General features: G+C 43.3%; 20 protein-coding genes and 1 tRNA gene. 8 read left to right on the top strand and 13 right to left on the bottom strand.

The window, feature by feature from the left end:
* Positions 1-5 precede the first annotated feature (5 nt).
* Complete coding sequence (locus FD975_RS03680) at positions 6-1,595, top strand: gamma-glutamyltransferase family protein (RefSeq protein WP_215303210.1); 1,590 nt, start codon at positions 6-8, stop codon at positions 1,593-1,595.
* A gap of 8 nt (positions 1,596-1,603) precedes the next feature.
* Here FD975_RS03680 and FD975_RS03675 read toward each other — a convergent pair whose 3' ends face one another.
* From FD975_RS03675 to dusA, 6 genes are all read right to left on the bottom strand, one after another.
* Positions 1,604-1,924 carry a type II toxin-antitoxin system PemK/MazF family toxin gene (locus FD975_RS03675; RefSeq protein WP_215303806.1) on the bottom strand — a complete coding sequence of 107 codons (321 nt, stop codon included), beginning with the start codon at positions 1,922-1,924 and terminating at the stop codon, positions 1,604-1,606.
* 5 nt (positions 1,925-1,929) lie between these two features.
* The gene (locus tag FD975_RS03670) at positions 1,930-2,190 is read right to left on the bottom strand and encodes an AbrB/MazE/SpoVT family DNA-binding domain-containing protein (protein ID WP_251371409.1); all 261 of its coding nucleotides are present in this window, start codon (positions 2,188-2,190) and stop codon (positions 1,930-1,932) included.
* A 52-nt stretch (positions 2,191-2,242) separates the two neighbouring features.
* Positions 2,243-3,568 (bottom strand): ATP-dependent RecD-like DNA helicase, encoded by a 1,326-nt coding sequence (locus FD975_RS03665; RefSeq protein WP_215303208.1) that lies wholly within the window; start codon positions 3,566-3,568, stop codon positions 2,243-2,245.
* A gap of 19 nt (positions 3,569-3,587) precedes the next feature.
* Positions 3,588-4,358 carry an SUMF1/EgtB/PvdO family nonheme iron enzyme gene (locus FD975_RS03660; RefSeq protein ID WP_215303206.1) on the bottom strand — a complete coding sequence of 257 codons (771 nt, stop codon included), beginning with the start codon at positions 4,356-4,358 and terminating at the stop codon, positions 3,588-3,590.
* A gap of 61 nt (positions 4,359-4,419) precedes the next feature.
* Positions 4,420-4,495 (bottom strand) — tRNA-His (locus tag FD975_RS03655).
* A gap of 64 nt (positions 4,496-4,559) precedes the next feature.
* A complete protein-coding gene (gene dusA / locus FD975_RS03650) occupies positions 4,560-5,654 on the bottom strand; it encodes a tRNA dihydrouridine(20/20a) synthase DusA (protein ID WP_215303204.1) in 1,095 nt (364 codons plus the stop codon).
* Positions 5,655-5,769: 115 nt separating this feature from the next.
* On the opposite strand from dusA, the gene xerC reads away from it, so the two are divergent.
* The 6 genes from xerC (at position 5,770) to FD975_RS03620 (ending at position 10,315) form a co-directional block, all read left to right on the top strand.
* Positions 5,770-6,804 (top strand): tyrosine recombinase XerC, encoded by a 1,035-nt coding sequence (gene xerC, locus FD975_RS03645; protein WP_215303203.1) that lies wholly within the window; start codon positions 5,770-5,772, stop codon positions 6,802-6,804.
* Positions 6,801-7,172: a hypothetical protein gene (locus tag FD975_RS03640; RefSeq protein WP_215303201.1), complete on the top strand. Its 372-nt coding sequence runs from the start codon at positions 6,801-6,803 to the stop codon at positions 7,170-7,172. The genes xerC and FD975_RS03640 overlap by 4 nt, the downstream gene beginning before the upstream one ends.
* A gap of 82 nt (positions 7,173-7,254) precedes the next feature.
* Positions 7,255-7,467 (top strand): helix-turn-helix domain-containing protein, encoded by a 213-nt coding sequence (locus tag FD975_RS03635; RefSeq protein ID WP_215303200.1) that lies wholly within the window; start codon positions 7,255-7,257, stop codon positions 7,465-7,467.
* Positions 7,468-7,557: 90 nt separating this feature from the next.
* Positions 7,558-8,142, top strand: a complete 585-nt coding sequence (locus FD975_RS03630; RefSeq protein ID WP_215303198.1) for a hypothetical protein — start codon at positions 7,558-7,560, stop codon at positions 8,140-8,142.
* Positions 8,139-8,972: a toprim domain-containing protein gene (locus FD975_RS03625; protein ID WP_215303196.1), complete on the top strand. Its 834-nt coding sequence runs from the start codon at positions 8,139-8,141 to the stop codon at positions 8,970-8,972. The genes FD975_RS03630 and FD975_RS03625 overlap by 4 nt, the downstream gene beginning before the upstream one ends.
* Positions 8,969-10,315, top strand: coding sequence for a phage/plasmid primase, P4 family (locus FD975_RS03620; RefSeq protein WP_215303195.1), 1,347 nt, complete (start codon positions 8,969-8,971; stop codon positions 10,313-10,315). The genes FD975_RS03625 and FD975_RS03620 overlap by 4 nt, the downstream gene beginning before the upstream one ends.
* A gap of 256 nt (positions 10,316-10,571) precedes the next feature.
* Here FD975_RS03620 and FD975_RS10505 read toward each other — a convergent pair whose 3' ends face one another.
* From FD975_RS10505 to FD975_RS03585, 7 genes are all read right to left on the bottom strand, one after another.
* Positions 10,572-11,399, bottom strand: a complete 828-nt coding sequence (locus tag FD975_RS10505; protein WP_215303193.1) for an HNH endonuclease signature motif containing protein — start codon at positions 11,397-11,399, stop codon at positions 10,572-10,574.
* 7 nt (positions 11,400-11,406) lie between these two features.
* Positions 11,407-11,745: a hypothetical protein gene (locus tag FD975_RS03610; RefSeq protein ID WP_215303191.1), complete on the bottom strand. Its 339-nt coding sequence runs from the start codon at positions 11,743-11,745 to the stop codon at positions 11,407-11,409.
* 100 nt (positions 11,746-11,845) lie between these two features.
* The gene (locus FD975_RS03605) at positions 11,846-13,492 is read right to left on the bottom strand and encodes a hypothetical protein (protein ID WP_215303189.1); all 1,647 of its coding nucleotides are present in this window, start codon (positions 13,490-13,492) and stop codon (positions 11,846-11,848) included.
* Positions 13,493-13,507: 15 nt separating this feature from the next.
* Complete coding sequence (locus FD975_RS03600) at positions 13,508-14,134, bottom strand: hypothetical protein (RefSeq protein ID WP_215303187.1); 627 nt, start codon at positions 14,132-14,134, stop codon at positions 13,508-13,510.
* A gap of 11 nt (positions 14,135-14,145) precedes the next feature.
* Positions 14,146-15,582 carry an ATP-binding protein gene (locus FD975_RS03595; RefSeq protein WP_215303186.1) on the bottom strand — a complete coding sequence of 479 codons (1,437 nt, stop codon included), beginning with the start codon at positions 15,580-15,582 and terminating at the stop codon, positions 14,146-14,148.
* Complete coding sequence (locus tag FD975_RS03590) at positions 15,579-18,071, bottom strand: Hsp70 family protein (RefSeq protein ID WP_215303184.1); 2,493 nt, start codon at positions 18,069-18,071, stop codon at positions 15,579-15,581. Before FD975_RS03590 ends, FD975_RS03595 begins: the two co-directional genes overlap by 4 nt.
* A 1-nt stretch (position 18,072) precedes the next feature.
* Positions 18,073-18,432, bottom strand: a complete 360-nt coding sequence (locus tag FD975_RS03585) for a hypothetical protein (protein WP_215303182.1) — start codon at positions 18,430-18,432, stop codon at positions 18,073-18,075.
* Between the two features lie 227 nt (positions 18,433-18,659).
* Here FD975_RS03585 and FD975_RS03580 point away from each other — a divergent pair, with 227 nt between their 5' ends.
* Complete coding sequence (locus FD975_RS03580; RefSeq protein ID WP_215303180.1) at positions 18,660-18,857, top strand: hypothetical protein; 198 nt, start codon at positions 18,660-18,662, stop codon at positions 18,855-18,857.
* The last annotated feature ends 28 nt before the right edge of the window (positions 18,858-18,885 follow it).

Below are 18,885 nucleotides of genomic sequence, written 5' to 3'. Positions count from 1 at the left end.
AAATTATGTTGATTTCTCCTCCTTATAGTGGGGCACGCGCCCCAGTGCTAGCTAAGAATGCTGTGGCTAGCTCACAGCCTTTAGCAACCCAAGCTGGTATTGAAGCTCTGCAGCATGGTGGCAATGCAGTTGATGCGGCTTTAGCAACTGCAATCACACTCACCGTAGTTGAGCCCACCATGAATGGTCTCGGTGGAGATGGCTTCGCCTTAATTTGGGATGGCAAAAAACTCCATGGCATGAATGCCTCTGGTCGCGCACCCGGAGCATGGACGCCAGACTATTTTTCAGGCAAATCTGCCATGGATTTGATTGGCTGGAATACCGTAACCGTACCAGGTATGGTTTCAGGATGGATTGAGTTATCTCGTAAATTTGGCAAGCTGCCTTTTGCGCAACTCTTTAAGCGCGCAATTGATTATGCAGAGAACGGTTTTCCAGTTTCACCGGTAATTGCTCGGCAATGGCGCGAAGCAGTTCCGATCCTAAAGAATCAACCAGGCTTTAGTGAATCTTTTTTGATCGATGGCAAAGCCCCGGTTGCTGGCCAAATATGGCGCTACCCGGCTCAAGCAAAAACACTTCGTGAGATCGCCGAGACAGAAGGTGAATCTTTTTATACCGGCAAGTTAGCGCAAAGCATGGTTGACTTCGCACAAAGTACTGGCGGTTGCTTCACTATGACCGACTTTGCAAATAATCAAACTGAATGGGTAGAACCTTTAGCCTTTGATTATGGTGAATACACCCTCCATGAAATTCCACCCAATGGCTCGGGCATCGCTGCACAAATGGCGCTGGGTATTTTGCAGGCTGCTAATGTCAAACAATATCCTGCCAATTCTGCGCAACGCATTCATCTTCAAGTAGAAGCAATGCGCATTGCTTTTGCCGATGCCTATGCCCACGTATCCGATGCCAGCTCGATGAAGGTGCCAGCTAGCGCCCTATTAGATAGGCATTATTTGGCTAGCCGTGCTGCACTCATTAATCACAATCAAGCAGGCAGTTATGGTGCAGGGGATCCTCATGCTGGCGGGACTGTTTACCTCTGTGCTGCAGATGAATCTGGCATGATGATTTCTTATATTCAGTCGAACTTTAAGGGCTTCGGTTCTGGAGTGGTTGCTCCCGGCGGTATTGCATTCCATAACCGCGGCATGAGCTTTAGCCTGACTGATGGTCACCCCAATCAAGTAGCGCCAGGTAAGCGCCCTTTTCACTCCATCATTCCTGCATTCTTAACAAAGGGTAATCAACCTACTATGGCGTTTGGTGTGATGGGTGGCAATATGCAGCCACAAGGACATATTCAGTTTGTCATGCGATTTGTTGATGAGTATCTCAATCCCCAAGCTTGCTCTGATGCGCCCCGCTGGAGAATTGATGATCTTGGCAAACTGACGGTAGAAGCTTCTATGCCCACGGCTGTAGTTGAAGGCTTGAAAGCGCTGGGGCATGAAGTGACCGTGATGCCGGCAAATAGCTTAGATTTTGGTAGCGCCCAAGCAATTGCACTGCTCGGTGAAGAAACTAAGGATGCCTATATTGCTGGTAGCGATCATCGCCGAGATGGATTGGCAGCGGGATTCTAGATTTCCAACTACGGCGTAAAAGTTGCCTGCAATATATCGAGACTAGCTCCCAATGTTTTATTGCTGACTGCGCCTAATCTTTTGACTAGGCGGGCCTTATCTATTGTGCGAATCTGATCCAAGAGGACTAAACCTTTTTTACCATCGTGTGTAATCGGCACGCGATAGGATGCTAATCTTCCTTTTGTGGTCATTGGCGCAATAATCACGGTTCGCAAAAAGTCATGCATCTCTTGCGGAGATACAACAACGCATGGTCGAGTCTTTTTAATCTCACTTCCCATAGTTGGATCTAGATTAATTAACCAAATATCTCCGCGTGAAACGATACTTTTTACCAAACCCAATCCTCATCAGCTTCATTCATAAAGTCGCCCAACACTAATTCGTCCTCACCAGCCTCGGCAATTGCTCTTGAATCCTCAGCCCAACCTTCACGGGGATTTTTTTTGGGTTTACTCAATACGAGCCTGTCACCCTCAATCACCAAGTCAGCCTGATCATCAAATCCTATCTGCTCAAGGATAGCCTTAGGAATAACCACTCCACGAGAGTTACCTATTTGACGGATTTGAAGATGCAACTGTTTTTTCATAGTAATAACAATGTTATAACTATTTTATTGCAAAGTCAAGGCTTGATAAAGATTAACCAGGCAAACAGTTGAGGTAGAAACGCTTCACCTCTTGGTCACAGCTCACGTCTTTGGGCTGTATTGGTCGCTCTAGGGTGATCCCTTCAATTGAGGTGCAGCGACTCAGGGCTACATAGACTTGCCCTGATGCAAATGCTCCCGATGAGAGATCTACTTTGATCTTATCGAGCGTCTTGCCCTGGCTCTTATGGATAGTGACAGCCCAGGCTAGCATTAATGGAATCTGCACAAAGGTGCCAATGATGTTAGGTGAAATCTTTCCAGACATCATGTCATGGTCATAGCGATAAGATTCCCACTGATGGCCTTTTACTTCAACCGTATTGGAGTAAGGGCCGTTTTGCACCATCACTTTCACACTATTGGGCAACAATTCGCGGACCACGCCAATAGTACCGTTAACCCAACGCTTAGGAAAGTTGCTATCAGTCGCGGTAAACATGACCTTGGCACCCACCTTCAAAGTCAGATGATTGGGTGAAGGCAAATTACGATCGTCAACATTAAACTTGCCGGTACTATTACCGGTGTAGACTTTGGCGTCTGTAGTTAATGCACGCAGGCCTGCATTATTAATTTGATCGGCACGGGCATTGGTTGTAGTCAGCGTAATTGTTTGATCATCCACTTCTGGTGCATTTTCAAAGCACTGCTCATTCAAAATATTGAGCGCCTCACCAATATCTTGATTAATACGGATCTGATTGAGAAGTCCTGCAAAGTGTGCATCCTTCTGACGGAAGATCTTAGACAACTCCACCATAGTCACGTCTTTACGATGCAAGGCCATCGCACAGAAGAAATAAGGGCCCTCATAGCCTCGCTCAGATAACACCTGCATATCTGCCTGGGATACAACTGGTGGCAATTGAAATAAGTCCCCCACAAACATCACCTGAATGCCGCCAAAGGGCTGGCTCTTATGTGGACCATTAGCGCGCAGAAACAAATCCATTGCATCAATCACGTCTGCCCTCACCATGGAGATCTCATCAATGATAAGCAGTCGGATATCTTTATAGAGACGCTTATCTTTTAAAGGCTTGATGTCTTCTTCTGGAAAGATTAAGCGTGGTGGTAAACGAAAGAATGAATGAATCGTGACACCCTTGACTTGCAATGCAGCTACGCCAGTTGGCGCCACCACCACGACGTTACCTGGAATGTTCTCACGCAGATAGCCAATTAAGGTAGTCTTACCGGTACCCGCCTTACCACTAACAAAAATATAAGGGTCATGACGTTCGATGGCGTCGATTACGTCCTGATATTCAGGGGTAATTTCAATAGCGGATGGGTCTACTATGGAATTGGTCATCCCTTATTGTTTCATGGGATCAACTAACGCAGCGAAAGCCGATATACACCACACCAATATCTGCCGACTTGGACTCCACATCAGACTCTTTTTGTCTGTCTGGTCCATACCACCAGGAAGCGCCTCGGGTAATGAAACCGCCATGACGCTCAGTTGCTGTCCACTCCCAAACATTACCGCCCATATCTAATAAGCCATTCACTCCAGGTTTTGTGGTGCCAGTAGGTACATGACCAGTACCGCGATTTAACGCACCTGCTGGTGCTACACCCTTGTAATCGCCACAACCATTCAAGCAATGGGAGACAGCCGGGGTGGATCCACCTGGAAAGGGATAACGTTGACCTTTGGTATAGCCAGCAGAAGGAGTCTCTCTTTGTTCCACAAACGCCGCAGAGATCCATTCAGCATCAGTCGGTAAACGTTTGCCATAGAAGCGACAAACAGAAGCAGCTTCGGATTGATTGAGATGCACTGCCGGCTCAGTGGCTTTTGGTTTAACACCATAAGGAGTCTTCCAAGTCCAGCCAGGTTTTGTAACAAAGCCAGATTCGTAAGAAAGTCCGCCACCATTTTTCTCCGCCTGACTCACAAAACCAGTGGCATCAGCAAAAGTCTTGACATCAGCAATGGTCATCTCGGTTTGATCCCAAGATACAGATCCGACTTTAACTACAGGAATAGTTGATGCAGTCGCGCTATTTGCGGGCGCAGATCGCAACATGAAATAGATCGCGATAGCGGACAGGACTAAGCCAAACAGAATTGGGAGAATATCGAATTTTTTCATCAGAATGATCTCAAAAATAAAAGGCTCCACGAAGGGAGCCTTAGGATAATGCAATATTCGGTGGGGCGAACGACGGGGCTCGAACCCGCGACAACCAGAATCACAATCTGGGACTCTACCAACTGAGCTACGTCCGCCACTGAAGACTTAGATTATAGCTTTTGAGGCAAAACCCTGTCAAAAATGGCTTAGATGCAGGGTTTAGGCGCTTTCAAACTCAAATGCTGCCCAATCGCCCAGGGTCAGGCTAGCATCAATAAAGAAGTCCAAAATGGCAGCCTTGCTTTGTACTTTAGCTAGGGCATGGTGATCAGAAAGGCGCTGACGCCAGTAGCGGGAACCTGCCCTGCCATGTGCCAGGCCCAGAATGTGGCGGGTGAATGCACCAATATAAAAAGGCTTTCCTTTGGCTTGGCACTCATCAAACCAAGCTTGAACTTGCTTCACCAGCGCAACCTGAATACGATGCCACTCAGTTTCACTAAAGAGGTATCCAGCTGCATCGCCATCGGTATAAATCATGTCATCCCAGCCCAAAAGCAATGCCGGGAAATGATACGCTGCCCTTCCAACCATGAAGCCATCAAAATCATCCCAGTGACCAGCAATCTGATCATTAGTTTCCAGACCACCATTGAGTAACACCTTGAGATTAGGAAATTGCTTTTGCGCATCTAAGCGAAGCTTGGCAGCCACTTCATAACGTAACGGTGGTTTGCTGCGGTTCTCTTTAGGAGATAAACCCTTCAGCACTGCATTGCGTGCATGAATGGTTACCTGACTAGCGCCCGCATCAGCCACAGCAAGAATAAAGTTCAATGCAAATTGATAGTCTGCCTTAGAGTTAGCAGCATCCATCGAATCCAAACCAAGTCGATGCTTTACGGTAATCGGAGTATCCACAGCTGCCTTCATTGCTTTAACGCAATCAGCAACGAGTTGTGGCTCAGCCATCAAGCAGGCGCCAAAGGCGCCACGTTGTACGCGCTCTGATGGACAACCACAATTAAGATCAATCTCATCGTAGCCCCACTGCTGCGCTAACTCCGCAGCTTTAGCTAAATCAGAAGGTTCGGAGCCACCCAATTGAAGAACAACAGGATGCTGCTCTTGCGAATAATCTAAATGACGCGGCACATCTCCATGAATGAGTGCGCCGGTGGTAACCATCTCGGTATAGAGAATTGCTTCTTTAGTCAGAGAGCGATGAAAAGAACGACAGTGACGATCTGTCCATTCCATCATCGGGGCAACAGCTAATCTCTTCATACTGGGCTTGGTTTTGCTGTCTGTCATTTAGCTACTTTGAATAATATTTGCACACAAATTGCACACAATCTGACTGAATTCTGTATCATTTAGGCATCCAATTGAGTAGTAATTTGCACACGAGCCATTTTAAAGGTTATTGATGAGCACCATTGTTAAGCTACCCTCCGGCCACTATCGAGTCCAGATTCGCAAAAAGGGGGTCAATAGATCCAATACCTTTACAAGCAAAACAGAGGCTGCAAGGTGGGCTGCCAATATTGAGGCAGCCATCGAGAGCTCCGGCAACGCAGGATTGATTACTGTGCCAAGAGGCACCTATCTCTCAGAGTTAATAGATGCTTATGCAGAGCTTGAGCCCAAAATCAAATGGGGCCGCACAAAGACTGCCAATCTCAAAAGACTATCCACAGAATTTGCAGCCGCGCCAGTGCAATCATTCAACCAAGTGCACATCAGAGAGTTCACAGATAAGCTCATCAAGTCTGGAGCAACCGGTGTCACTGTCGCTGGCTACCTCTCAACACTTGGATCTGTCCTCAAATGGGCACATCATTCCAGGAGGATCAACATTGATCCAGATATGGCAAAGAATGCTAGAGCCGCCCTCACCCACTCCGGCTTAAAAACTAGAGGCAAGGAAAGATCAAGAACACCAACAAAGGCTGAGCTCAGTGCCTTATTCAAACATTGGAAAGGCAAAGGCGATCTCATCAAAATACCAATGGCAGATATCACCACTATTGCAATTGAAAGTGCGATGCGTCTGGCCGAGATCTGTGGTCTCTTGATTGAGGATTGCAATTGGAAAGATCGCACAGTACTGATCAGAGAGCGCAAGTCACCTACTGATAAACATAACAATGATCAAACTATTCCACTGACTAAAACAGCCATAGATGTGCTCAAGAGGCATGCTGGCAAGCGCACTGAGGGCCGAATATTCCTATCAGTTAATCATCGCTCTGTGAGTGCAAGATTCACTCGCAGCTGCCAACAAATTGATCCACCGATCATTGATTTACATTTTCATGATCTTAGGCACCATGCAATTACAAACTTTGCCAACAAAGAGCTCACAATGCCTGAGTTAAGACTTATCTCTGGACACAAATCATTTGACATGCTCAAGCGATATATGAATCTCAAAGCATCTGATCTGGCAAAAAAGATATGACTCAGGATAAGAAGAAATTTAATGTGGAATATACATTCCCAGATGGCACTATGGAGTCAGTGCCATACACTAAGGTGCTCGAGTCCTTATTTAGAGAGGCCCAAATCCTAAGGGATCGAGGCGATCCATCGATGATGCAAAAACTCCTAGAAGATTTGGCAGCAAGTAAGGGTAGCCGAATCATGGAATCAGGCAATAAAGCTGCCGCAAAGATTGGCGCTGGCACCCCTAGCAAAGAGGAGCTCCTTGCAGAGATCGCATCCATCACTGGTGATACTCAGGATAGAGATTTAATCATCAAGGCAAAGCATAAACTCGCCAGAAAATATGGTGTGAGATACAACACCATTCATAAAAAGATCAGCTAATTAAAAAATAAGCTGGATTCAAAGTTTGAATCCAATTTCCTGCTTTTATCTTTGAGTCTCCAAGTGAAAAGGAGATTTAAATATGGAAGCATTAGCTCAGATGAAGATGATCACAGAAGCAGATTTCTGCTCTCTGCTGCACATCACACCTAAGACAGCAGCTGCCTGGAGATATAGAGGCCAGAGTCCTGCATTCTCAAAAGTCGGCAATACCATTTTCTATGCCATCGCAGATGTTGAGGCATTTATTCGGGAGCGCACAAAGAATCACAGCCATCTCAAGGGGATTTTATGAACCCCACAAACAAAACGAGCCGACAAGGGTTGCACCCCAAATCAGCTCTAACCCTCTCCAAAACTCTCATTAAGAAAAAAGGCTTCTCCAATGTTACCTAAATACCTTAGAGAGGGGAAGTCTGCGCACCCTACTGCGAACTATGCCCATATCAACAGATTCCTAGAGAGTCAGATTCACCAAGTGGTGGAGCTATGGAATGACAGAGCAGAGAGACCTTGCTGGCAATCGAGATATTTCTTAATCAACTCTGGCGAGGCCATCTTCATTGATTTGATTGATGCTGCTGTCTCATCTAGGCCAGTCAAAGCGGTAGTCCACAACCGAGTGTGGGATGAGCAAGTCAGTGAATCAGCTCTGACTTATATCTTCTCTCTGCTTAGCAATGCCGATGCTCAATTCATCATCACCAAGGGCCAAAGCATGGAGGCAAATGAACAGACTAGAACTGGCATGGCGATGCTGGCCAGCACGATTGCTGGTGCTGTATTTGCATCAGGATCAGCTAAGTCCGAGGTGGCACTCTTATTCCTGGTTGAGGAAAAGATGCAGGCCTTATTCCCCACAGTTGAGACTACTGAGATATTTCTTGCTGTGTCACATGCATTGGTATTACTCAATCTCTATCGAGAGACCCTGGGGCACTTTGATAAGCCAGAGGGGATAATTCAATGAACGAATTTAAAGATTTTATTCGGGATCACTTTCCAGAATATAGGCTGCCAGATGTCATCAAGCCAGGCACATTCTTTAGGTTTGGCAAAAACTACTCAGGATGGGGTCTGCTCTTTGAGGACTGCTCTGGTGGTGTAGTCGGTGACTGGCGCAATGGTGACAGATTTATTTGGCAATCAGCTCAGTCCAAAAAGACTCCCTATGAGCGAGAGCAATTTGCAATGCAGATCACCAAGGCAAGAGCAATCGAGGATGCAAAAAGAGAGCTCACCTATATGACCAATGCCAAAAAGTGTGAGGACATCTTTGATGCTGCTCCTGATGCCCCAGATGACCATCCATATTTGGTGAAAAAGAAAGTCAAAAGTCATGGCCTCAAGATCTCTAAAGAGGGAACATTGATGGTGCCGATCTACTCAGTGGCTGGCGATATGCAATCGATTCAATTTATCAATACTGCTGGAGGCAAGAGGTTTTTCCCTGGTGGCAAAGCTGCTGGAGGCTGTCACTTCATTGGCATGATCACAAAGGGCAAGCCAATCATCATCTGCGAGGGATATGCCACAGCTGCATCCCTGCATGAGAGTGGAAAGCATTTTGTGGTGGTGGCATTTAGCGCAAGCAATCTGATCAAGGTCGCACTCAGCCTCAAATTGGAATTGCCAAAGATGGACATCATCATCGCTGGTGACACTGATGAGACTGGCAGGAAAGCTGCGATGGAGGCTGCCAGAGCTGTGAGTGGCAAGGCCATATTCCCCAAGTTTGGCCCTGACTGCGACCCATCCTGGACTGACTTCAATGACTTACTGAATCGAGGTGAGCAATGAGCATGAATCAAATCGAGGTATTTGATCCATCCACAGAGATTGAGCCAATCGAGAATGCACTTCTCAAAGGTGGATCAGAGCACACTGTGGCCCTGGCATTCGCCCAGAGATACACAGACAGATTGATCTTTGATCACCATTCAAATAATTGGTTTGAGTGGACTGGTCAATATTGGGCTGCTCAGAAAATGGGACTGGTCTCTCATTACTGCCGAAATGTTGCATCCACTTTGGTGGGTGGCAAGCAAGCAGAGAAAAGGTCATTCGCCAGTGGTGTGGAATGGTTCTGCAAAAACGATCCAACATTTGCAAGGTCATCCAATATGTTTGACTCTGACCGATATCTATTGAACTGTCCAGATGGCACCTATGACCTGAGAACTGGTGGGATCAAAGAGCATGACCCAAAGGATCTAATTACAAACATCACCAATGTGGCTCCTGGCGATGGCTATGGGTTCAGATTCCCACAGTTTTTGCAGGAGATCACACTCAACGATGATGAGCTGATGGAGTTTTTACAAATTGCACTGGGGGCATGCCTATCAGGAGCAGTCGAAAACCATTGGCTGATGTTTTGGATTGGCAATGGTCGCAATGGTAAAAATACTCTAGGCGATGCAGTGATGCGAGTCATGGGGACTTATGCCAGGAAGATCCCCTCCTCCACATTACTCAAGTCAAAGCATGATGGTCATCCTACTGAGATTGCGAATCTGCTTGGATGCAGACTTGCTGTCGCATCAGAGGTGGACTCATCATCATTCTGGAGTGAAAACAGAATCAATGAGCTCACTGGTGATGCAAAGCTCTCAGCCAGATTCATGCGAGGAGATCTCTTTGAGTTTGATCGCACATTTAAGCTGCTGATCTATGGCAATCACAGACCAAGACTCTCATCAGTCACAGAGGCAATGAATAGTCGCATCAAGATGGTCAGGTTTGGTGCCAACTTCACAGGGAGGGGTGATCCAGATCTGCCTGAGAAATTAGCTAAAGAGGATGAAAACATCATGCGCTGGCTAATTGATGGGCATATCAAGTGGATGACTCTAGGCAAAAGACTGCCCAGATGTGATGTGGTTGAGGCTGAGATCCAAGACTACATGAGCAGTCAATCAACTCCATTCAATTGGATGGATGAAGCCCTGGAGCCATCCGATGTGAACTTTGAGCGATCAGATCCTCTTTATCAAACATATAAAGATTGGAAGCTAAATCGAGGTGAGCAGCCACAAGGTGCAACTCAATGGGGTGAAGAAATGTCCAAAAGATTCACTAAAAAGAGGTCAAAAAATGGCAATTTATATGGAGTCATAAAGATTGCAAATTCAGTGTTTTAACTAATTGGTGTAGGCCAGTGTATGCCTTTCCTTTATTCACTCTATGCACCCTAAATATAGAGAGTTAATGGAAAAGGGTGCACTACCCTACACCAGAGGAAAAGGAGAAAAATGAATTAGGTTGAACTGAGATTAAACACCCCCTGGGGGGGATGTTTTAAAGCAATACAAAAGCGATCTCATACCGGGTGGGCATTCTTTTATATCGGATGCCCGATTTTTAGGGGGTATTTTTACCCCTCGCGCGCGCGTGATTTTAGACTTTTAGCATTAAATTAGATAGCAAGAATTGCTTATCTTCAGCCGCATCAAGGATGTGCATCTTGCGATGGCAATTAGGACAAAGTGCCACAGTATTCTGTAAGCTATCTTCACCCCCCTTTGCAAGCCATTGCACATGATGCACTTCAAGATATGGCTGCCCAGTTTTGTTGGCAAAAGGAGCAGCCTCACTACATAGCTGACAAATGCCTTGAGCCCTTCTTCTAGCCTCTTCGGCTACATACTCATTTCTTTGATATTGCTTCGACACGACAGCCCTAGAGCCAGGTAATTTGGCAGCTTGCTTAGCTCTATGAAGCAACTCTTCTCTATCGAGCCTGGTAATTTGTCGCTCCCGAGCAATCTCTAGGCTTTTAACTTTCTCGGCAGGTAAAGGCTTCAAATGCTGCCCACCAATGAAGCCAAGAGGAAACATCCAAACTTTCCGATCATTACCCTCTACATCCTCCTGCACCTCCTGGTATGGCTCGCCTGCTAACTCAACTTGACCGGTAAAGGTATATTTTCTAGGCTCTAAAACTTCAAATAGATAAACACTTACTCCATTGATTTTGGATTCATTGAGTGTTTTGTTCTGGGCACTATTAATATCTTGATCGCCAACCTGCCCCATTCCGGTGTAATGAATAACATCGTCAACAAATCTATCCTGGTAGAGAGACTCTACCCGATTGGAAATTAATACCAGAGCCCCATTCTTAAGCGATCTTCGCATTCCACCTTGAGGACTACAGCCGAACAAATTACATAGCTCCTCATTATTAAGCTCTGCACCCTGGTGAAGATTTGGATTAAATGGCATGAAATTTTTAACTATTTGAGATTGAATCAACAAAATCTAAGATTTGATTAGTGCAGATATTTAACTTCCTAATGAACTCTATATATTCAGGAGCCATAAAGTCACTACTGAAATAAATCTCTAAACCCTGCTTAACACCACACTGAGCAATTAGATGAACCCAATAACTGTTATTGACCCCCTTCTCGAACTTCAGAGTTGTAAATGCAGGAATATCGGGCACAAAATGTGAGGTTTTACTGGTTATTTGTTTATCTGGGTTGGGATTTTGAGGCTTTGTAACTTCGGTGTCATGGACTGCAGTGAGCTCCTCGGAGTCTTCAATCTGTTGCATAAATGTTTTCATTATTGCCTTTCCATGCGAGAGATACCTATAGCAAATTTCAAATAGAAAAGTCAATAACCCAAATTAAATGCAATTAGATTAATAGAAAAGTGCTTAAGGTCTAGTTTTCAAAGGTTTGGCTTAGCTTAATAAGCCCAGGCTTCTTAAATGCAGCTCTAATTAACATTTCCAATACATGCGCATTAGCAGTGCTGAGATAAGGAAGGGCACTATATATTTTATTGTCCTTAGTGTGTCCAATGTACATGGAGCCATCAGCAGACCAAATCTGCACATCAGACCAGGGACACGTAACATCTTCAGACCCGAAAAGTTTATGCTTTTTAAGGGTTACACGATCATCCCATACAGTCATCTCCCTAAAATTCATAGAGTTTCCGGCCCTTAGGAGAGAGATCATCTGAGTAATAATTCTAATTCCAACAGCTCGCCATAACTTATCAGTAAAGTCCTGGTAAACCTTTTCTTTTCTTGTTGTGACAGTTGCCTGTGAATTAGAATCACCAAAGAAAATAGTGTGGTCCGTACCAGTTGGTATCCCATTGACAGAATTTCGTACCGCACCCCACCCAATTCTCGTAATGCTATCAAGGGGGTATTTTTTCGCACCATATGATGCACCACTTGGAGACAGGGACAAAGTTTCCTTAAAGACCAAACCAATTTCAGCGCTATAAGTAATTTCTTGAGCCCACTCCTCTTGATCTTCCTTACTTTTTTCTTTATCAGCCTGGAATTGAATTAAAGTCTCCCGATCCTCATCGGCTCGGTCAACAAATTCAGGGATATCTGCAAAAATTTCCCTATTAACTTTTGTAAGACTTAAGGATGTATCGAGTTGGTTATGCTTATTATGAAGATCGATAGCCAAAGACCTTACTTCATATGCATATGTTTTACTTAATTCATGCTCCATGCCTCTAGACTTATATGCAAGCTGTATTGGCTTAGCCACTCTTGAGAAGTTTCTAGAAACATCATTAAGATTTGATAAATTTGGCTCCAATGAAGAATTGGCAGCTGCATTAGTTAAGATAGCAGTGCATAGCTTCTTTGCTGTTTCATATTCATTACTTAAAAATACTTGGGTTTCAATTTCATAAGAATCAATTATTGAGTAGATAAATTCAGGCGCATTTATCTCACCACTTAATGTACCCTCAGTGCATACATCGGTCATAACTGAAATTAACTGATCCGTAGAAAGTCTGTTAAGGGAATCTCTTACTATCAGCTTGAAGACTTTTTTTCTTTCGGTTAAAGCCTCTTCCACTAAATCTAATGATGTAATCTCTGCAAATCCAGAAACAAGGCGATCTTCATTAAGATCTCGCATAATGTCTGAAGCAGACAGGCCTTCCAAAAGATGTGCAAATTTAACAATTGAATCTGATATTTCCACCCCGCTCTCTCCATCATCAAGAGCTTCAAAGAATGCTGTCCATAAATTTGCCAAAACCAGAGGCGGCAAGGATGATTCATCAAGAACAAACTTTGGGTTACTAAGGGATAAAAGGGCTAGCTCTTGGCATTTTTTTGGGGAAACACCTGGAAACCAAGATATTTCATGCGCGATTCTATTGCGAGGATTTGTTAAGTCTGAGCGAGCCTTATTACAAATCTCAGAGTCTAAGCTGAGTCCCACCTCATCGGCGAACTCAATAATTTTTGCCTTAGTATCCCTGGGGCTTGCCTTCAGAATATAAAAAGGATTTTCATTTAAATTATTCTTTGTTAATTGGCGCATATTAAATCCTCAACATCACATCCTGGCCCTACCTTGGGCCTCTATTGAATACCTATTTGATTCAAGCGCATTGTTTGCTGAATTCATGGCGGCATCTTTGTATCTATACTGGGCACATCTACTGTTGTAGTCTTGGACTGTTTGATTAAACCTTGTCAAAGAAAAATCATCATAACGATCAACAGTTGTCTTGTTAGACTCAATTCTCAACTCCTCAGCCTTGCAATAATAAATTTCAGAGGCAGTAAGTACATTATTTGCGCCGTACAGGGGTTTTGATTCAACAAGCTCCGAACTAAAGCTTGGCGCCGTATAGGCCGGTGCCGGAGTATAGGAGCCAGATGAGTAACTAGTAGATGTGGTTTTTTTACTATCCTGAGATGCGAAAATATAAATAAGAAAAATTCCCAACAATAGCCATATCCAATACTTTTTAACAAATTCCATTTCTGGAGAATAGGTATATTTAGGCACAACAGTTGATATGGGGGGAGGCTCTGTTCTAACTGCCTGCGAATGGGGCTCCTCTAAATTTGTTTCATTTTTTTCTTGATCCGGGACTTCTTTACTGTGAACAGGCTCCACTTTTGACTCAAGTGAAGATAGGCCAGCAAATCCTTTTTTATTGTCATTCTCCGACATTTCTCATCCCTCTAAAGAAATCCTATTGGACGATGTTGCTCTGATTTTTTATCCCTAACAGGGGTTTCATCCAGAGCGATATTCAAACTTTCTTGATCTATGAGAGTCTTACCACTTCTAGCTGCCAGTCTCGCAGCCTCCCTAATTACGTAAGCCGCATCAGAAAGAGGTCTACCAGCAAGCCTTTTTGAGGCATCAATTAATTTAAGATCATCTGCTTTTGGGATCTTAGATAAAGAATTTTTAAGCATTCCTAAAATTTCTTCCTCATTGGCATAGTCAACCATAATTACATGATCAAATCTACCCCTCCTAAGAATGGCAGAGTCAATGGTATCAATCCTATTTGTCATGCCGACAATTAAAACCTTATTTTTTGTGGCCTCTGGGATTTGCCTTAGGAATTCAGCAATTTCCTCCACCCTGTGCTGGCCAGCCCCAGCTTCCCTGTCAGATAAAAAAGCATCCATTTCGTCAATAACCAATATTGAAGGGGAGCTCTCAATCGCCCTCTTAAAGATATCGGCAATTTTTTTACTAGTTTCATGAATATATGGGCTTCCGATGCTGCTGGCATCAACTTCAAACATTGGCCATTCCAAGTAATCAGTTAACTTCTCCACCGCATAAGTCTTGCCGCTACCTGGTGGGCCATAAAGAATTATGGCGGAGGGAAAATTAATTCCAAGCAATTTATAACGCTCTTCATTATTAATAATATCTACAACATGCTCATTGAAAAAATGAGTCAACTCAATTCGGCCAGGCAACTCAAAATGAGAAGATTTTTGAGTAATTTCCTTGCCATCAAGCTGATTAGACCTCCCGATTGGATCGACTGGGCTCTCTGAATCTTTTAGTAGCCCTGCCTCCAAAATAGAATTGTTTGAAGCATCAATACCTGAAACATTAATTATTTCATCAAGATATTTTGGATCCAACCAACTAACAATTTGCTTTAGTCGCCTAGAAGAATGAACAGAAATCGGTATCCCACCTGTCAACCAGTATCCTAAGAGCACATCATCACCAACCGGCGTTGATATTGAATAGGTAGGAAGCAGTCTTGTTATGGACTCTATAAAAATCGCATCGTGTAGTGCGATATCTATATTTCTATCCCTAGTCTTTTTTAGACACTGGGCAAATGAAATTGCATCATTTTTTGAATTTGGTGATTTAGCTTTATCAAGGGTAGTTAATTGGTATTTGTTAGGGACATAAAGGGAGTAGAAAACTTCTTCTCCATAAATAAATTTTGAGAATATAGTTTCATCAATAAGTCCATCATTAATCCACTTATCAAATAATGATTCCTTTGCGATGAGCGCTTTACCAGCCTCAGAAGCTTGTATAATTTGCCATGAATTTCCTGATTGAAGCACCTTCTTAGCTTTATACCCAAGAGGTAGATCTAATCCGATTGGAAGCCATTGCTCCATATTCATCCGGAAATAATGTTAGTTGCTGCAATCATGTCATCCTCATCACCAGAATAGATCTTCATGGATCCAAGCTGAGCAACAACTTGCCTCAACTTATCTACATCTCCAGCGGAAATTGACTTGTTTCCCTCGGCAATTAATGCATGATACTCAGGAATATCAGGGAACTTATGTGGCTCATCCGAGTACATTTTGAATCTATCTGCAATAAACCAATCTTGTCGCCATAGTATTTGGAAATTTTTATTTCTGAGCTCGTCAATAAGCGCCTCAAACTCAGGGCTCTTATTGTCTATTGCTCTCTGTGCGGTTCTTATCAAATTGTCACAAGCCGACTCTTCTGTTGGTCTAGCATACTGGCGAATGACTTCATTAAATACATTAGTGACAGTATCAAGTTCAATTTGACGAATTTGCTGTAGGTGCTCTTTGCGAGCAAGAGACATCAGTCTTTTTGCATCTTGGATTTGATCCATAGCATTTTTAGTTGTCTCCGGGTCCGACTCATCTGGACGAATTGCTGAAGATTCCTGAAGCTTCTTCTTAGCCTCATCAAGGCGAGGATCATCTATTTTTCCGCTCATTAAATCCAATTTATCAAGCGCGCTGGATGCTTGTTCACTGACAACTTTTGCGGCCTGACTGTAATCAATTTGGCCTTCTTGACGCGAGTAAAAATTTCTACCGCTATGAAAGGATCCCCCTATTGAGGGCACAGATACTTCTAAAATAATATTTCCAGAATCAAGTATCTCAAAGTCGCATACAAGCTCTGATCCTGCTGCGATTACCCCCTCTTCAATATCTGACCCTTTGATTTCAAACATACCAATAAACCGATTATCAGAAATTGACTCTGATATATCGCCTTCCCATAATTTAAATTTAAGAGAATTCAAACTTCCTGCTTTTAAAGACTCTGCTGCCTTGTATACTTTTTTTCCTTTTTTTGGAAGCTGGTCTCCATCCTTAATTAAATAATCAAGCGTAGTTTTTCCGGCAAGTTTTTCTTTGACCTCAAGACCAATCGAGTGAGATGCAGGAATGGCATCAATGCTTGCTGCAGTTCTAGTAATTACTAGTCTTGTATTTTCAATACGTATCGGCCCGCCATTTGCATCAAAAATAAACACTTTGAATACATTCTCACCTGGTTTAGATAGCGAGACCTCAAGGGCTGCTTTATCAACCAAAGTAATCCGACCAGAAGACCATCCAGTGTCTAAATTATCAATTTGAAACTCTGTACCAGGCGCAACACTTCCTGAAACCATGGCAATAATTTTGGATTTTTGATCTGGCGTTCTGGCTATGTAGTTAAAACCAAGATTCAAAGTTCCGCCAGTACTAAGAGCACCTCGACTATTTTTTCTTGACCTATTCTGCGTAGACCAGTCAATTGATTCTGCAAAAATTGCGGCACCTTCTGCAACAGCAGTCATCGGGTTGACATCGGTTGAAGGGGCAATTCCCAATTCAAAGGCAACTTTATCTCTTAGGGGCTTATAGTTTGTTGGCCCCCCTACAAATACAACCCTCTCAATATCATGGGGTGTTAGCCCTGCTTTTTCCAGAGCATCCCTTGTCGCACCAATTGATTCTTCTATTTTGGGCGATATGAGATCGTTTAACTGGTTACGACTAAGCGAGATATCCAGATAAATATCTGCACCTGACTCGTCCTGAATTCCAATATCAGTTTCAGGCATGCTAATAATTGCATCTTCTTTCTGAGAAAGCTCAATTTTTGCTTTTTCAGCAGCCCAAAGAGCAATATTGCGTAATTTTTTAAATTTAGGCTCGGTGGCAAAAGCTTCACCTAAGTCGAAGTTGCTGACAAGCCATGGTTTGACAACATTATCAAAAAGAATCCGATCAAAATCTCGCCCACCACACATTGCAATTCCGCCATGAGCTAGAAGACTAACCCGACCTGAGGTGCTCTCCGCAATTGCAATGTCAAGCGTCCCGCCGCCAAGATCATAGACTAGGAATGTGCCATCAATTTTTCTACTCTTCATTACAGACATTACTGCCGCAACAGGCTCTTGCATTAGGGCAACCTTACCGATTCCAGCAAGTTCGGCAGCTGCCATTGTTGCATCTTTTTGCATTTGATTAAATGCTGCAGGTACTGTGATTACAGTGCCTGTAGAGTCATCATTTCTAATTTCCTCTGGTAGATAAGAAAAAAGTACTCTAAGGATTTCAGCCGAGCACTCCTCTGGTGTCATAACCTTATCTACAGCCTTCAAGGTAATTGGTGTATTTGTACCAATCAATCTCTTAAATAAAGTTGCTGAATTATCTGGATTTTTCGCAGAGCTATCATAGGCCCTGGCACCTACATACCTATTTCCACGCTTATCAATGAATATCGCAGATGGCGTGACATCATGCTGCTCAGGACTTTTATAGAGGCGGACTGACTCTCCGTCATAAGTGCAAATTGCGCTATTAGTTGTACCTAAGTCTATGCCGACATATTTCATTTCAAACTTTCCTTAACATCACAGCACCGGACCGCCTTAAACCATCAGCACCCATAATGACCGGCTCTATCATTTGTTCAACGATCAAAATATCACTAGCTTCAAAGTCTTCAATATTGATTGCAGATACCGCCATACCAGCATCAAATGATTGACCTTCTAGATTTACAACTTTTAAACCAATCTGATTGAGCCCATCCTCGACTTTCTTTTGAAAATACCGAAGTTGATTTACGTATTTTGCAGTTTCACCAGCATCCAACTTTCCAGCAACCCTGACAAAAAGTCTTGAAAAGCGCCAGCTCTCAATGGCCATATCTATGACTAAACTTTCCAACTTATTGACTTCATCATCTGTCATGTGTTTTTACCAAAAATGTAACTTAAGTGAAAAAAATATGCCTATTTTTTGTGCATATTACATTTAATTATTATTAAGAAATTCATTCTAACTCTTATAGATTTCAACCTCGCATAAAACCAAAAAAAATAGCTTGGCACTTTATGATGTATGACTGCACAATAAAAAAATGCATTAATTATTAAGAAAAATCACTTTTCAACCCAGCTTAAAAAGAGGCTTCATAAATGCTTGGATACTTCATATTCTTCTCCCTTGTTGGACTTGCATTAGGAAGGTTAATTGCTGCACAGAAAACTGTCTTTCTTTCAATAATCGGGATTTCCATTATTTGGAGCCTGATCAGTGCCCCGATTTGGGGTTTAGCTGCATTTGGAGAAATGTTTTTTGGCTATATGATTGCAGTCATTTTTCTAAAAAAATAGCTCGTATATCGCATCAAAACAATGCCTG

The sequence above is a fragment of the Polynucleobacter sp. AP-Jannik-300A-C4 genome (assembly GCF_018688335.1).
Taxonomy (GTDB): domain Bacteria; phylum Pseudomonadota; class Gammaproteobacteria; order Burkholderiales; family Burkholderiaceae; genus Polynucleobacter.
This window is presented reverse-complemented; position numbering and strand designations above follow the sequence as displayed.

Bases quoted from the DNA above. Each gene is read 5' to 3' on its own strand.
- xerC (WP_215303203.1), top strand. From the start codon at position 5,770: ATGAGCACCATTGTTAAGCTACCCTCCGGCCACTATCGAGTCCAGATT.
- FD975_RS03590 (WP_215303184.1), bottom strand. From the start codon at position 18,071: ATGAAATATGTCGGCATAGACTTAGGTACAACTAATAGCGCAATTTGC.
- FD975_RS03625 (WP_215303196.1), top strand. From the start codon at position 8,139: ATGAACGAATTTAAAGATTTTATTCGGGATCACTTTCCAGAATATAGG.
- FD975_RS03595 (WP_215303186.1), bottom strand. From the start codon at position 15,582: ATGAATATGGAGCAATGGCTTCCAATCGGATTAGATCTACCTCTTGGG.
- FD975_RS03580 (WP_215303180.1), top strand. From the start codon at position 18,660: ATGCTTGGATACTTCATATTCTTCTCCCTTGTTGGACTTGCATTAGGA.
- FD975_RS10505 (WP_215303193.1), bottom strand. From the start codon at position 11,399: ATGCCATTTAATCCAAATCTTCACCAGGGTGCAGAGCTTAATAATGAG.
- FD975_RS03640 (WP_215303201.1), top strand. From the start codon at position 6,801: ATGACTCAGGATAAGAAGAAATTTAATGTGGAATATACATTCCCAGAT.
- FD975_RS03660 (WP_215303206.1), bottom strand. From the start codon at position 4,358: ATGAAAAAATTCGATATTCTCCCAATTCTGTTTGGCTTAGTCCTGTCC.
- FD975_RS03635 (WP_215303200.1), top strand. From the start codon at position 7,255: ATGGAAGCATTAGCTCAGATGAAGATGATCACAGAAGCAGATTTCTGC.
- FD975_RS03670 (WP_251371409.1), bottom strand. From the start codon at position 2,190: ATGAAAAAACAGTTGCATCTTCAAATCCGTCAAATAGGTAACTCTCGT.
- FD975_RS03630 (WP_215303198.1), top strand. From the start codon at position 7,558: ATGTTACCTAAATACCTTAGAGAGGGGAAGTCTGCGCACCCTACTGCG.
- dusA (WP_215303204.1), bottom strand. From the start codon at position 5,654: ATGACAGACAGCAAAACCAAGCCCAGTATGAAGAGATTAGCTGTTGCC.
- FD975_RS03585 (WP_215303182.1), bottom strand. From the start codon at position 18,432: ATGACAGATGATGAAGTCAATAAGTTGGAAAGTTTAGTCATAGATATG.
- FD975_RS03610 (WP_215303191.1), bottom strand. From the start codon at position 11,745: ATGAAAACATTTATGCAACAGATTGAAGACTCCGAGGAGCTCACTGCA.
- FD975_RS03600 (WP_215303187.1), bottom strand. From the start codon at position 14,134: ATGTCGGAGAATGACAATAAAAAAGGATTTGCTGGCCTATCTTCACTT.
- FD975_RS03680 (WP_215303210.1), top strand. From the start codon at position 6: ATGTTGATTTCTCCTCCTTATAGTGGGGCACGCGCCCCAGTGCTAGCT.
- FD975_RS03605 (WP_215303189.1), bottom strand. From the start codon at position 13,492: ATGCGCCAATTAACAAAGAATAATTTAAATGAAAATCCTTTTTATATT.
- FD975_RS03665 (WP_215303208.1), bottom strand. From the start codon at position 3,568: ATGACCAATTCCATAGTAGACCCATCCGCTATTGAAATTACCCCTGAA.
- FD975_RS03620 (WP_215303195.1), top strand. From the start codon at position 8,969: ATGAGCATGAATCAAATCGAGGTATTTGATCCATCCACAGAGATTGAG.